This window comes from Mesorhizobium sp. C268A (genome assembly GCF_040324475.1).
Lineage (GTDB): Bacteria > Pseudomonadota > Alphaproteobacteria > Rhizobiales > Rhizobiaceae > Mesorhizobium.
On sequence record NZ_JAMYVX010000003.1, the window covers coordinates 261582 to 275427 of the forward strand.

The 13846-nt window shown below is 63.6% G+C and carries 13 protein-coding genes; 10 read left to right on the forward strand and 3 right to left on the reverse strand.

Going from position 1 to position 13846, the window contains the following annotated elements; all coding sequences use genetic code 11:
* Nucleotides 1-109: 109 nt before the first annotated feature.
* Complete coding sequence (locus tag NKL06_RS28200) at nt 110-859, reverse strand: cytochrome c biogenesis CcdA family protein (protein ID WP_023691168.1); 750 nt, start codon at nt 857-859, stop codon at nt 110-112.
* 218 nt (nt 860-1077) lie between these two features.
* Between NKL06_RS28200 and NKL06_RS28205 the strand changes: the two genes are divergently transcribed.
* The 8 genes from NKL06_RS28205 to rpmG all read left to right on the forward strand — a co-directional run bounded on the left by NKL06_RS28205 (nt 1078) and on the right by rpmG (nt 10445).
* Nucleotides 1078-1455 (forward strand): COG4315 family predicted lipoprotein, encoded by a 378-nt coding sequence (locus tag NKL06_RS28205; RefSeq protein ID WP_023691167.1) that lies wholly within the window; start codon nt 1078-1080, stop codon nt 1453-1455.
* Nucleotides 1456-1771: 316 nt separating this feature from the next.
* Nucleotides 1772-4438 (forward strand): type I DNA topoisomerase, encoded by a 2667-nt coding sequence (gene topA / locus NKL06_RS28210; RefSeq protein WP_023691166.1) that lies wholly within the window; start codon nt 1772-1774, stop codon nt 4436-4438.
* A 4-nt stretch (nt 4439-4442) separates the two neighbouring features.
* On the forward strand, nt 4443-6749 hold the full coding sequence (rnr, locus tag NKL06_RS28215) for a ribonuclease R (protein WP_023691165.1): 2307 nt from the start codon (nt 4443-4445) through the stop codon (nt 6747-6749).
* A complete protein-coding gene (locus NKL06_RS28220) occupies nt 6749-7201 on the forward strand; it encodes a DUF983 domain-containing protein (protein WP_027050375.1) in 453 nt (150 codons plus the stop codon). Before rnr ends, NKL06_RS28220 begins: the two co-directional genes overlap by 1 nt.
* Before the next feature lie 87 nt (nt 7202-7288).
* A complete protein-coding gene (locus NKL06_RS28225) occupies nt 7289-8029 on the forward strand; it encodes an NUDIX hydrolase (protein ID WP_023691164.1) in 741 nt (246 codons plus the stop codon).
* Nucleotides 8030-8108: 79 nt separating this feature from the next.
* Nucleotides 8109-9284 carry an MFS transporter gene (locus NKL06_RS28230; protein ID WP_023691163.1) on the forward strand — a complete coding sequence of 392 codons (1176 nt, stop codon included), beginning with the start codon at nt 8109-8111 and terminating at the stop codon, nt 9282-9284.
* Between the two features lie 116 nt (nt 9285-9400).
* Complete coding sequence (locus tag NKL06_RS28235) at nt 9401-9856, forward strand: YqfO family protein (RefSeq protein WP_023688312.1); 456 nt, start codon at nt 9401-9403, stop codon at nt 9854-9856.
* Nucleotides 9857-10277: 421 nt separating this feature from the next.
* A complete protein-coding gene (gene rpmG, locus NKL06_RS28240) occupies nt 10278-10445 on the forward strand; it encodes a 50S ribosomal protein L33 (protein WP_006201775.1) in 168 nt (55 codons plus the stop codon).
* A gap of 408 nt (nt 10446-10853) precedes the next feature.
* On the opposite strand, the gene NKL06_RS28245 is transcribed toward rpmG, so the two are convergent.
* Together NKL06_RS28245 and NKL06_RS28250 are read right to left on the reverse strand one after the other, a co-directional pair.
* Entirely contained in the window at nt 10854-12227 is a 1374-nt protein-coding gene (locus tag NKL06_RS28245; protein WP_023691162.1) for a PleD family two-component system response regulator, read from the reverse strand.
* 33 nt (nt 12228-12260) lie between these two features.
* A complete protein-coding gene (locus NKL06_RS28250; RefSeq protein WP_023667574.1) occupies nt 12261-12632 on the reverse strand; it encodes a response regulator in 372 nt (123 codons plus the stop codon).
* Between the two features lie 239 nt (nt 12633-12871).
* On the opposite strand from NKL06_RS28250, the gene NKL06_RS28255 reads away from it, so the two are divergent.
* Both NKL06_RS28255 and NKL06_RS28260 read left to right on the forward strand, forming a co-directional pair.
* Nucleotides 12872-13171 (forward strand): DUF3572 domain-containing protein, encoded by a 300-nt coding sequence (locus NKL06_RS28255; protein ID WP_023691161.1) that lies wholly within the window; start codon nt 12872-12874, stop codon nt 13169-13171.
* Nucleotides 13168-13821, forward strand: coding sequence for a hypothetical protein (locus NKL06_RS28260; RefSeq protein ID WP_023691160.1), 654 nt, complete (start codon nt 13168-13170; stop codon nt 13819-13821). The genes NKL06_RS28255 and NKL06_RS28260 overlap by 4 nt, the downstream gene beginning before the upstream one ends.
* Nucleotides 13822-13846 lie beyond the last annotated feature (25 nt).

Genomic DNA, 13846 nt, shown 5'->3' on the forward strand with positions numbered 1-13846 from the left:
ATGAAATGGGATCAGGAATCGCAGAGTGGTAGCATCTGGCGTCATGCTGCACCAATGGGGTTAAATTCCGGTGAGGTGATGAGGCAGTTCACTCTCGATCAGCGGATCGCTACCCCAGCCGGCCCAGCACCGGAAAATTCTCGAGCAGCCAGTAGGACACCGTCTGCACGCCGCCGGTGAGAAAGAACACCCCGGCGACGACCAGCAGCGCGCCGATCGCCTTTTCGACGCGACCGAGATGGACGCGGAATTTGCCGAGGAAGCGCATGAAGGCGCCGGAGAACAGGGCAGCAATCAGGAACGGAATGCCGAGGCCAAGCGAATAGGCGGCAAGCAGAAGAGCGCCCTCGCCCACCGTCTCGCGGCCGCCGGCCAAGGTCAGGATCGGCCCCAGCACCGGGCCGATGCACGGCGTCCAGCCAAAGGCGAAGGCCAGCCCCATGACATAGGCGGCGACCATGCTGGCAGGCTTGCCCTGCGACTGAAAGCGCGCCTCGCGCGACAAAAGTGGTATGCGCAGGATGCCGAGGAAATTCAGCCCCATCAGGATGATCAGCACCCCGGCAGCCATCGCCAGCGGCTCCTGCCACACGCGCAGCCAATGGCCGATGGTCGAGGCGCCGGCGCCGAGCGCCACGAATACCGTGGAGAAACCGAGTACGAAGGCGAGCGAGGAATAGATGAGCGCGCCGCGGGCGCCGGCCTTGGCCGCGACGCCGGCACCGCCACCGCGAAAGTCGTCGACCGACACGCCGGCCATGTAGCAGAGATAGGGCGGCACCAGCGGCAGCACGCAAGGCGACAGGAACGAGATCGCCCCCGCTCCGACCGCGCTGACATAGCCGATGTCCAATGGCATTCCAGAACTCCAGATTCCTTGGCGCCGATATAGCGACGCAAAATCGTGTTCGCCAATCACCATCGTGTGGAATTTGGCTACAGATACGATCCGGCCGGACGAATTGTTGTCGGCCAATCCCAAGTTGACCAAGCCGGGGAAGAAATGTCCCTCGCCGAACGTTCACAGAGCGAAGCCGCGATTTCTGCGCGCTTCGTCGGATCACCAGGGAGATTTCCATGAAAACGATCACCGTCGGCTTGGCCGCCCTTCTGCTCAGCACCGCCGCATCCTTCGCCGCCGAAGCGTGGAAGGAAGCGGAAGTCGCTGGCACCAAGATCTACACCGATGCCAACGGCATGACGCTCTATACCTATGACAAGGACGAGAAGGGCAAGACCAACTGCTATGACAAATGCGCCACCAACTGGCCGCCGCTGAAGGCCGAGGATGGCGCCAAGGCGGACGACGAATGGACCATCGTCGAACGCACCGACGGCACCAAGATGTGGGCCTATGACGGCAAGCCGGTCTACACCTTCATCAAGGACAAGAAGGCCGGTGACATCACCGGCGACGGCGTCGGCGAAGTCTGGCACATCGTCAAGGCCGACTGATCGTCCGAACCTCTATCCCGCACCCCATCGGCGGGACTCGGCTGGCCGCCGGCTCCAAGCGACCCGGCGACCAGTTCGGCATTTACGGGCAGCACGAACTGGTCGCGGCGCCTTTCCCGGTGGCTCGAAACACGAACCCTCCCAGACAAAAATTTTGTGATCTTCTCCATACACTCTAAGAGTGTATTGCGGCACACGCCTCCGCATTTTGGCCGCTTGCCCTTGACCGATCGCAAAAGCGCGGCCATGTGAGCGACCAATTGAATGCGTCACGCAGCGGAATTCTTCTGCCGCCCCACAGCTGATATGAGACCTCATGGACGTCGTCGTCGTCGAATCGCCGGCCAAGGCAAAGACAATCAACAAGTATCTCGGCAAGAACTTCAAGGTTCTGGCCTCGTTCGGCCATGTCCGCGATCTGCCGGCCAAGGATGGTTCGGTGCGTCCCGACGAGGATTTCGCCATGTCCTGGGCGGTCGACACCGCGTCCGGAAAGCGTCTCACCGACATCGCCAACGCGGTCAAGGATGCCGATGGCCTGATCCTCGCCACCGATCCGGATCGCGAGGGCGAAGCCATTTCCTGGCACGTGCTGGAGGTGCTCAAGCAGAAGCGCGTGTTGAAGGACAAGCCGGTCAGCCGCGTCGTCTTCAATGCCATAACCAAGTCGTCGGTGCTGGAAGCGATGGCCAATCCGCGCCAGATCGATGCACCATTGGTCGATGCCTATCTGGCTCGCCGCGCACTCGATTATCTCGTCGGCTTCACGCTGTCGCCGGTGCTGTGGCGCAAATTGCCGGGCGCCCGTTCGGCCGGCCGCGTCCAGTCGGTGGCGCTGCGCCTGGTCTGCGACCGCGAATCCGAAATCGAACGTTTCGTCCGCGAGGAATACTGGCAGATCGCTGCCCTCCTCGGCACGCCACGCAACGACAGCTTCGAGGCGCGGCTGACCGCGTTCGAGCGCAAGAAGCTGCAGAAGCTCGACATCGCCAGCAAGGCGCAGGCCGACGATATCAAGGGCATGCTCGAAGGCGCGACCTTCAAGGCTCTGTCGGTGGAAGCCAAACCGACAAGGCGCAATCCTGGCCCGCCCTTCACCACTTCGACGCTGCAGCAGGCGGCATCGTCGGGCCTCGGCTTTTCGGCGACGCGCACCATGCAGGTGGCGCAGCGCCTCTATGAAGGCATGGAGATCGGCGGCGAGACCACCGGCCTGATCACCTATATGCGAACCGACGGCGTGCAGATGGCGCCGGAGGCGATCGACGCCGCCCGCGGCACCATCGCCAAGGAATTCGGCCCAAGATACCTCCCGGAAAAGCCGCGCCAGTACACAGCCAAGGCCAAGAACGCCCAGGAAGCGCACGAGGCGGTCCGCCCGACCGATTTCATGCGCACGCCGGCTTCGGTCAGGCAGTATCTCGATTCCGACCAGCTGCGGCTTTACGAGCTGATCTGGAAGCGCGCCATCGCCAGCCAGATGCAGTCGGCCGAGATCGAGCGCACCACGGTCGAAATCGAGGCGGTCAATGGCGCCCGCACGGCGGAGCTTCGCGCCGTCGGTTCGGTCGTTCGCTTCGACGGCTTCATCGCCGCCTACACCGACCAGAAGGACGAGGACGCCGAAGACGAGGAAAACCGTCGCCTGCCCGAGATCCGTGCCGGCGAGCAGCTGGCCCGTCAGGCGATCAATGCCACCCAGCACACCACCGAGCCGCCGCCGCGCTATTCCGAGGCGTCGCTGATCAAGAAGCTGGAAGAGCTCGGCATCGGCCGTCCGTCGACCTACACCGCGATCCTGAAGACGTTGGAAGACCGTGACTACGTCAGCATCGACAAGCGCCGGCTGGTGCCGCAGGCCAAGGGCCGGCTGCTGTCGGCTTTCCTCGAAAGCTTCTTCGAGCGTTATGTCGAATATGACTTCACGGCCTCACTCGAGGAAAAGCTTGACGAGATTTCCGACGGCAAGCTCGCCTGGAAGGACGTGCTGCGCGACTTCTGGAAAGACTTTTCCGGCGCGGTCGCCGACATCAAGGAACTGCGCGTCACCGACGTGCTCGATGCGCTGAACGAGGAACTGGCGCCGCTGGTGTTCCCCGCGCGGGAGGATGGCTCGAATCCCCGCATCTGCCCGAAATGCGGCTCCGGCAATCTGTCGCTGAAACTCGGCAAGTTCGGCGCCTTCGTCGGCTGCTCCAACTATCCGGAATGTTCCTTTACCCGCCAGCTCGGCGACGCCGCCAACCCGAATGGCGAGAATGGCGGCGGCGAGGACGGCACCAAGGTGCTCGGCAAGGACCCCTACACGGCAGAGGAAATCACGCTGCGCTCAGGCCGCTTCGGTCCCTATATCCAGCGCGGCGACGGCAAGGAAGCCAAGCGCTCCAGCCTGCCCAAGGGCTGGACGCCTGATTCCATCGACCATGAGAAGGCCCTGGCGCTGCTGTCGCTGCCGCGCGACATCGGCAAGCATCCCGAGTCCGGCAAGATGATCTCCGCCGGGCTTGGCCGCTATGGTCCGTTCGTTTTGCACGATGGCACCTACGCCAATGTCGACAGCATCGAGGATGTGTTCTCGATCGGCCTCAACCGCGCTGTCACTGTGATCGCCGAGAAGCAGCTGAAGGGCAAGGGCGGCCGCAATGGCGGCACTGCTGCCGCGCTGAAGGAACTCGGCGACCATCCCGATGGCGGCGGCAAGATCGTCGTGCGCGATGGCAAATACGGGCCCTATGTCAACTACGGCAAGGTCAACGCGACGCTGCCCAAGGGCAAGGATCCGCAGTCGGTGACGGTCGAAGACGCGCTGGCGCTGATCGCCGAGAAGGAAGCCAAGGGCGGCGGCGGCAAGAAGCCGTTCCGCAAGGCGGCAGCCGCCAAGGTCCCCGCAGCCAAGACAACCACTGGCAAGACAACCACTGGCAAGAAAACCACAGCCAAGAAGTCGGCGACCAAGAAGCCGGCGGCGAAGAAAAAGGGATAGCAGCGTGGCGCGCAGGATCACCGGTAGAAGCCACGGCGATCCGCGCACCGCCGACACGAGGGCCAAGGTCAAGGACGACTACAGGCCCTCGCGTGACGAAATCCTGCGCTACATCGCCGAGAACCCCGACCGCGCGGGAAAACGCGACATTGCCAAGGCGTTTGCCTTGCGCGGCGACGACCGCATCTGGCTGAAGGACATTCTTCGCGACCTGCAGGACGAAGGCATCCTGACCAAGGAGCGCAAGCGGCTGGCCCGTGTCGGCGCCCTGCCCCATGTCGCCGTGCTCGACATTTTCGGCCGCGACGGCGACGGTATTCTGCTGGCGCATCCGGCGGAGGCCGTCGGCACCGGCGAACCGCCGGTGATCTCGATCCGCGTCTCCCGCGGCGGCAATGGCCCGCAGCCGGGCATCGGCGACCGTGTGCTGGCCAAGACCTTCCCGACCGACGATGCGACCGGGCCTGCCTATACCGGCCGCGTGATGAAGATTTTCGAGAAGCGCACCGATGCCGTGCTGGGCGTCTTCCGTATCCTGAGGGACGGCACCTTCCGAATCGAGCCGGTCGAACGTCGCCAGCCCGAACTGATCGTCGACAAGGAATTCCAGAACGGCGCCAGGAACGGCGATTTGGTCGAGGTCGAGCCGGCGCGGGCCTCCCGGTATGGTTTGCCGCGCGCAAAAGTGCTGGCGGTGCTGGGCTCGCTGACCAGCGAAAAGGCGGTCTCGATGATCGCCATCCACGCGCACGACATTCCGCATATCTTCCCGGCCGACGTCATCGCCGAATCCGAGGCGGTAAAGCCGGCGACGCTTGCTCACCGCGAGGACTGGCGCGACCTGCCGCTGGTGACCATCGACCCGGCCGACGCCAAGGACCATGACGACGCCGTCTTCGCCACGCCCGACCTCGACGAGAAGAACCCCGGCGGCGTGATCGCCACAGTGGCGATCGCCGATGTTGCGGCCTATGTCCGCTATGGCACCGCACTCGATCGCGAGGCGCTGAAACGCGGCAATTCTGTCTATTTCCCCGACCGCGTCGTGCCGATGCTGCCCGAGCGCATCTCCAACGACCTGTGCTCGCTGCGCGAAGGCCAGGACCGTCCCGCACTTGCCGTGCGCATGACTTTCGCCGCCGATGGCCGCAAGCTGCGCCACACCTTCCACCGCGTCATGATGAAGGCGACGGCCAAGCTCGCCTATCCGCAGGCCCAGGCCGCGATAGACGGCGTGCCCGACGACAAGACCGGTCCGATCCTCGATACGGTGCTGAAGCCGCTGTGGCACGCCTACGCCATCCTCAAGCGCGGCCGCGATGGCCGCCAGCCACTCGAGCTTGATCTGCCCGAGCGCAAGATCCTGCTCAAGCCGGACGGCACCGTCGACCGCGTCATCGTCCCGGAGCGGCTCGACGCCCACAAGCTGATCGAAGAATTCATGATCCAGGCCAATGTCGCCGCCGCCGAAACGCTGGAAGCGAAGAAGCAGGCGCTCGTCTACCGCGTCCACGATGCGCCGTCGCTGGCGAAGCAGGAATCGCTGCGCGAGTTCCTGCAGACGCTCGGCCTGTCGCTGGCGCGTGGCGCGCAGATGCGGCCCGCCCAGTTCAACGGGATTCTCGAGCGCGTGCGTGGCGCCGACAATGAGGGGCTGGTCAACGAAGTGGTGCTGCGCTCGCAGAGTCAGGCCGAATATTCGCCCAAGAACATCGGCCATTTCGGCCTCAACCTGAAGCGCTACGCGCATTTCACCTCGCCGATCCGCCGCTATGCCGATCTGATCGTGCATCGCGGGCTGATTGCCGCACTTGGGCTCGGCCCCGGCGGGCTGACGCAGGACGAAGAGACGCGGCTGGAAGACGTCGCGGTGCTGATCTCGGGCACCGAGCGCCGCGCCATGGCGGCCGAGCGCGACACCGTCGACCGGCTGATCGCTGCCTACCTCGCCGAGCGCATCGACGACCGCTTCGACGCCCGCATTTCGGGCGTCACCAAATCGGGACTATTTGTCCAATTGCCGCAGTTTGGCGCAGATGGCTTCATCCCGGTGTCAAGTCTGGATGGCGATTACTATATATATGACGAAACCGCGCGATCGCTGTTCGGAGAACGCACCGGCAAGGGCTATCAGCTTGCCGACCGCGTCGAGGTTCGCCTGATCGAGGTGGCGCCTATGGCCGGCGCGATGCGTTTCGAGATGCTGACCGACCCGAAGCACCTGCCCGGCTCCAAACGGTCGTTTCACAAGGCAAAAGGCCGCGCCCGCGCGTCGCAATCGCGCCCGGGGTCGCGCGGCAGGAGACGATAATGGCAAGCGAAATGGGAATCCAGAAGCAGGTTTTCGGCGGCGAACATCATTCGGGCCGAGTCGCCCGCCCGCTGTGGACGGCGATGAAGCGCGGCGCCCTTGGCCGCTGCCCGCATTGCGGCGAAGGCAGGTTATTCGCCGGCTTCACCAAAAGCGTCGACAAATGCGCCGCGTGCGGTGAGGAGTTCCACCACCACCGCGCCGACGACCTGCCCGCTTATCTCGTCATCGTCATCGTCGGCCACATCGTTCTCGGCGCCTTCATGGGCGTCGAGGCGACGTCGACGCTCTCCATGTGGCAGCACATCGCCATTTGGGTGCCGTTGACCATCGTGCTGTCGGTCGCTCTGCTGCAACCGGTCAAGGGCGCCGTCATCGGACTGCAATGGGCGCTCTATATGCACGGCTTCGGCGGCGAAAAAGACGGCACCGAGCCGCATCCCGGAACCTAGTTTGCGTCAGGGCAATGTCGCCTGGCGCAACATGCCGACCGTGAAAGGCCACTTTCGTTTGCCAGAAGTTTCCGCTAGGTCCTGCGCATGGAAGGTATGACCAAGGCGGAAGTCAGCAGGATGGACCGTGGCGCAGCCGCCCACAGCGGCCTGCCCATACGCCCGCGCGATGCCGCCACCCTGATCCTGCTCGACCGCGAGGGCGACGAGATTCTGGTGCTGATGGGCCGGCGCCATGCAGGCCACGCCTTCATGCCCGGCAAGTTCGTCTTTCCCGGCGGCCGCACCGATTCGGCCGACAGCCGCATTGCCGTTGCCACCCCATTGCTTCCGGAGGAAGAAGCCAGGCTGACCGCCGGCGTCGGCCGCATCAGCCCGTCGCGGGCCCGTGCCATCGCGATCTCGGCCATCCGCGAGACTTATGAGGAAGCCGGCCTGCTCATCGGCCGCAAAGGCTCTTTCGCAACCGACAAACGCGACTGGCAGGGCTTTGTCGAGCACGGCGTCCAGCCTTCGCTGGCGCCGCTGCGCTTCCTCGCCCGCGCCATCACCCCGCCCAATCGCGTGCGTCGTTTCGACACCCGCTTCTTCAGCGCCTGGCGCAGCGATGTCGCCGTGGAACTGCCGGGTGGCGGCCCGACCAATGAGCTGGAAGAACTGATCTGGCTGCCGCTTGCCAAGGCCAGAGAGGCCAATATCCCCGACATCACCCGAACGATCTTGCAGGAGTTGGAGACGCGGCTTGCCGGCGATCCACGCCTGCGACCCGGTGGGTCCGTGCCGTTCTACCGGCTTATCCGCAACCGCTTTGTTCGCGAAATTCTTTAGAGCAATTCCAGGAAAAGTGTGACGCGGTTTTCCGTCCGGAATTACGCAATATCAAACAGACAGAGTATTCAGGCATCCCATGACGGTCGATACCCAGCAAGAGGGCGACGAGCGCGTACATTGGCTACCGATGATCGCCGCGATCTCGTCGATCAGCGTCGTCGGCATCGCCATAGGCCTCGGCATGCCGCTGCTCAGCGTTATTCTCGAGAGCCGCGGCCACTCGGCATCGATGATCGGCCTCAACACCGCGGTCGCCGGCCTCGCCTCGATCGCCGGCGCCCCGCTGGCCACGCCGCTGGCGATGCGCTTCGGCGTCGCCTGGACGATGATCGCCATGATCGCCGCCGGCGCGCTCGCCTTTGTCGGCTTCCACTTCGCGCCGGACTTCTGGATGTGGTTCCCACTACGCATCGTGCTGCACATCACGCTGACGGTGCTGTTCATCCTGTCGGAATTCTGGATCAGCACCTCGGCGCCGCCGCGCCGGCGCGGCCTGGTGCTCGGCATCTACGCCACAGTGCTGTCGCTCGGCTTCGCCGCCGGGCCATGGATCTTCGCCCATATCGGCAGCACCGGCTTCTTGCCGTTTGGCGTCATCATCGTCCTGGTCGCGCTGGCCGCAATCCCGGTGCTGGCCGCACGGAATGAAAGTCCCACAATCGTGGTTGACGGCGAAACCAGCAACTTCCTGCGCTACATCTGGCTGGTGCCGACAGCGACCGCCGCCGTGCTGGTGTTCGGCGCCGTCGAGACCGGCGGCTTTGCGCTGTTCCCCGTCTATGGCAACCGCATCGGCTATTCCGAGGCGGATGCAGCCCTCCTGCTCACCATGATCGGCCTCGGCAACGTGCTGTTGCAGATCCCTATCGGTATGATCAGCGACCGCGTCTCAGACCGCCGCTATCTGCTTTTGGCCTGCGCCACGGTCGGACTTGCCGGCACCATCTTCATGCCGTTCTTCGCCGGCAATTGGCACCTGATGGCGGCGCTTCTGTTCGTCTGGGGCGGCGTGGTGGCCGCCATGTACACGATCGGCCTTGCCCATCTGGGCTCGCAGCTCTCCGGCCATGAACTGGCCTCGGCCAACGCCGCCTTCGTGCTCTGCTACGGCGTCGGCATGGTGCTTGGCCCGCAGGCGATCGGCATCGGCATGGATGCCTTCGGGCCCTCCGGCTTCGGCTGGTCGCTCGGCCTGTTCTTTGCCGCCTATATCGCCTTGGTCAGCGCCAGGCTGGTCCGCAAGATCTGGTAGCCTGTCCGTCGCCAGCCTGCGCAATCCTGACGGGATGTCGCCGCTGCTGACAGAACCGTGTCAGGAGACCTCAGCTAAAAGGGTGTCCCAAAAAACCCGAGTTTGAGGATACGGCGATGATCGACAGCGGCTTTGAAACCACATCTCTGCGCATGACGCTTCTGCTGCTTGTCAGCTTCCAGGCCCCGGCAGCCGATGTCGACCGCATCATGGACGCCGTGGTCGCGATCGCGCCGCTGGCAATGGGCAAATACGACCGCAACGCCTATCAAACGGCGCACGGCATCGAACGCTACCGACCGCTGGAAGGTGCAGCCGCCGGCGTCGAAACCGAACTGCGCCGCCGCCCCGGCACCGTCGAGGTCTCGTTCGAGTTGCCCGACGACCAGGTGCTCGCCGCCCGCGTCGTCGAGGCGATTTTCCAGGCGCATTCCTACCAGGAGCCGGTGATCCGCATCCAGCCGATCCTCGCCAGCCGCTCCAAGGGCCTGGACGACCGCGCCAATCCGAATCGCTGGTGGAACACCACCGGGGACTGGAAGAAAGCGCTTCCAGTTAAGGAAGAAGCCTAGAAATCCGGCCCCGCTGAGGGGAAGCAGCGACCTTACCTTCTCCCGTTGTGAGGTGAGAAGCGGTCCGTAGCGGACGAAAAGCCAATTGCTTGCTTTTTCGAGATTCGAACGCCCTGAGCCTGCGAAGAGTTGTTCGGGGTGACCAATCCACCCTGCCGAACCCCGCCGCTTCGCAGCGTCCCGACATTCGCCGGCCTATAGCCATGCTGTCCGTCTCATCCTCAGCCTCCATCGGGCCGATGATAAAACCGGACAACTCATGTGCTACCTAATCCGGACAACTCATGTGCTTACGACAGAGGCAAGGCGTCGGGCTTGACTTTCCGGGCACGTTCTTTATGTGTCGCGCCAAGTTTCCCGCGTCCGGGTGTTTTCCCCCGCTCCAGCGGCCAGAACCCCACGAACATAACGGACTGATACAATGGCCAAAGCCGCAAACATCAAGATCAAGCTTCTGTCGACCGCCGACACCGGTTTCTTCTACGTGACCAGCAAGAACAGCCGTACCAAGACCGACAAGCTGTCGTTCCGCAAATACGACCCGGTCGCCAAGAAGCATGTCGAGTTCAAGGAAACCAAGATCAAGTAATCTGGTTTTCATACGCTCTGTCAAAAGCGCCGCCCCTTCGGGCGGCGTTTTTGATTCAAGGCCCCGAAAGCCAGAACCCTCCGCTGTTTGGCGCGAAGTGCTCATCTCATTTTTTGGCAAAAAAGGGGGCCGGTCGGCGTATGGCAGCGGTACGAGGAGGCCACTATGTGCCAGCGCCGGCCGGCCGACCCCACGGACCCAGGAGATGCGGCGGACCTGAGCATCATGGGGTATTCGGCGAAGCGATGCGGCTGTCTACCCTCGTGCCCGCATCGCCCTTGTTCTTGCACCGCACATTTGCGCAACAATGTTTGAAAATCAATAGTTTCTTAACCAAGCCTGCCGAATCGCTTGGATTAAGGTAAATTCCTAACCCTGTCCGATTGACTGCATAATCGGTGGTCTAGCCTACGCTGCCTTGGCGACGACCCGGTTGCGGCCGCCACTTTTGGCTTCGTAGAGCGCCACGTCGGCACGTTTCATCAACGCCGCTACCGTGTCCGCGCCCTTCAGAACCGATGACACGCCGACGCTGACCGTGACTTCGATCGCCTTGCCTTCAGGGCCGATGGCAAACGGCAGCTGGGCGATTTCGGCGCGAATGCGCTCGGCAACCTTCTCCGCCACCGCGCCGTCCGTGTCCGGCATCACAACGACGAATTCCTCGCCGCCGAAGCGGCAGGCAAGGTCGATGCCCCTGACGTTCTTGCGCAGCCGCCTTGCGAACTCGCGCAGCACATCGTCGCCGCCATCATGGCCATGCGAGTCATTGACGGTCTTGAAGCGGTCGAGATCGGTGATCATCACCGACAGAGGCCGCCGCCGCGCCACGGCGCGGTCGAACAGCGTCTGCAGATGACTGTCGAGGTAGCGGCGGTTGTGCAGCCCGGTCAATGCGTCGGTCACCGCCATCTCGATGGTCTGGGCGACGCTGGCGCGCAGCTGATCGTTATAGCGCTTGCGCCGCACCTGCGTACGCAGCCGCGCCGTCAGCTCCTGCTGGTCGATCGGCCGCATCAGATAGTCGTTGATGCCGAGTTCGAGGCCTCTGATGATGCGGCCCTCCTCGCCTTCGTCGGCAATCAGGATGATCGGCAGGAAGCGGGTGCGGTCGAGCGAACGCAATTGCGAACACAACCGCAGCGGATCGAAATCGGTAAAACCGGTCGAGATCAGCACGCACTCATAGGGCGCCTCGGCGGCCTGGAAGAAGCCGGCATGCGGATCGGCGGCAATGTCGAGCTCGGCGCTGCCGCGCAGCATGTTCTGGATGCGCTCAACCGACGATTTGCGCTCGTCGATCAACAGCACCTTCGGCGTGGCGTCCTCCGACGCGAAGCTGCGGCTCAACAGCGCCTCGATGCCGATGTTGCGGGTGGTCGATGCGCGCAGCCGCAGCTCGTCGGTCAGCGACTTCAGCCTGACCAGGCTCTTCACCCGCGTCATCAGTTGCAGATCGTTGACCGGCTTGGTGAGAAAGTCGTCGGCGCCTGCCTCGAGGCCGCGCACCCGGTCGGCAACATGGCCCAGCGCGGTCACCATGACCACCGGTATATGCGCGGTCGCCGGATCGCTTTTCAGCCGCTTGCAGACCTCGAACCCGTCCATGCCGGGCATCATCACGTCGAGCAGCACGACATCGACCTTGCCGTTTTCACAGGTCTCGATCGCATCCGGCCCGTTGGAGGCCGTCAGCACCTCGAAATATTCGGCCAGCAGCCGAACCTCGAGAAGTTTGACATTGGCAGGGATGTCGTCGACGACGAGGATCCGCGCGGTCATGTCACAAGGCTCCGGCTGGAATGGGTGAAGGCATCAGGCATCACCGAGATAAGATTTGATCGTCTCGATGAAACGCGGCACCGAGATCGGCTTGGAGATGTAGGCCTCGCAACCGCCCTGGCGAATGCGTTCCTCGTCGCCCTTCATTGCGAAGGCGGTGACGGCGATGACCGGAATGGAATGGAGGTCGTCGTCCTCCTTCAGCCATTTCGTCACTTCCAGCCCCGACACTTCGGGCAGCTGGATGTCCATCAGGATCAGGTCGGGCCTGTGCTGGCGCGCCAGATCGAGCGCCTCGAGCCCGTTGCGCGTGCGAACCGTCTCGTAACCGCTGGCTTCGATGAGGTCGCGAAAGAGCTTCATATTGAGCTCGTTGTCCTCGACGATCATGACCTTCTTAGGCATCGATTTCCCGTCCCGGCCAGGCTTCTGCCCGAAGCCCTGCCGCCATGCGCCCTTGTCGAAGCACACCAAACCCTCGCCCACTCTTAAGGCAATATGATTGACGAAACGGAAACCCGAAGCGGCAAAAGCCATTCGGATTCCACCTCGAAAACCACATTGGATCGGGGCTGTGGCTTGCCGCAGGCGACGCTTGCGATTACTGCGGAAAAGAGACTCATTTCCGCAACGAGAAGGTAGTGATGGCAAACGCAGCGTCAATGCGCGAGGAAGCGGAAACCATTGCCGTGAAGGCACTGGGCTTCGTCGCCGCCGACCCCGAACTCCTGCCGCGCTTCCTGGCCATCACCGGCATCGAGGCGTCCGCCATCCGCCGCGCCGCGGCCGAACCGGGATTCCTTGCCGGCGTGCTGCAGTTCATCCTCGCCCACGAGCCGACCTTGCTGCGCTTTGCCGAGGAAACCGGCACCCCGCCTGCCTCAGTCGGCAAGGCGTTGCGCGCGCTGCCTCTTGGCGGCGACGACCATGAGCATTCGATATGAGCGACGATCCCGAGACGGCACGCCAGATCGCCGAACTTGCAGCCGACGACCGGCCTCTGCTGATCCTCGATGTCGACGATGTCCTGCTCGAATTCATCCGGCCGTTTCCGCATTTCCTGAAATCGCGCGGCTTCGGCCTGACCCTGGCCTCCTTCCGTCTCACCGGCAACATTGCCGAAACGGCGAGCGGCCGGCTGATCGAACAGCCGGAGGTGACGGCACTTCTCGGAGATTTCTTCGATACGCAGGCCGACTGGCAGAGCGTTACCGACGGTGCCGAACAAGCGCTTGCCAGCCTTGGCGACCGCGCCGAGATCGTCCTTTTGACCGCCATGCCGCACCGGCATCGCGCCGCCCGCCGCGCCCATCTCGATGCGCTCGGTCTGCCCTATCCGCTGTTGACCACCGAAATGGCCAAGGGACCGGCGGTGGCGAAACTGCGCGGCAAGAACGGCCGGCCGGTAGCCTTTGTCGACGACCAGCCCGCCAACCTCATCTCGGCACGCAACTCGGTTGCCGACGCCCATCTCTTCCACCTGATGGCCGACAATTCGCTGCGCGCCTTCCTGCCGCCGGTGCCGGACGACATCATCTCCGTCGAGGACTGGCACGAGGCCGCGCCGAAGATCGCGAGCGCGCTCGGGCTCTAAGCCCAAGCGCCTCCAAGCTTGGCGA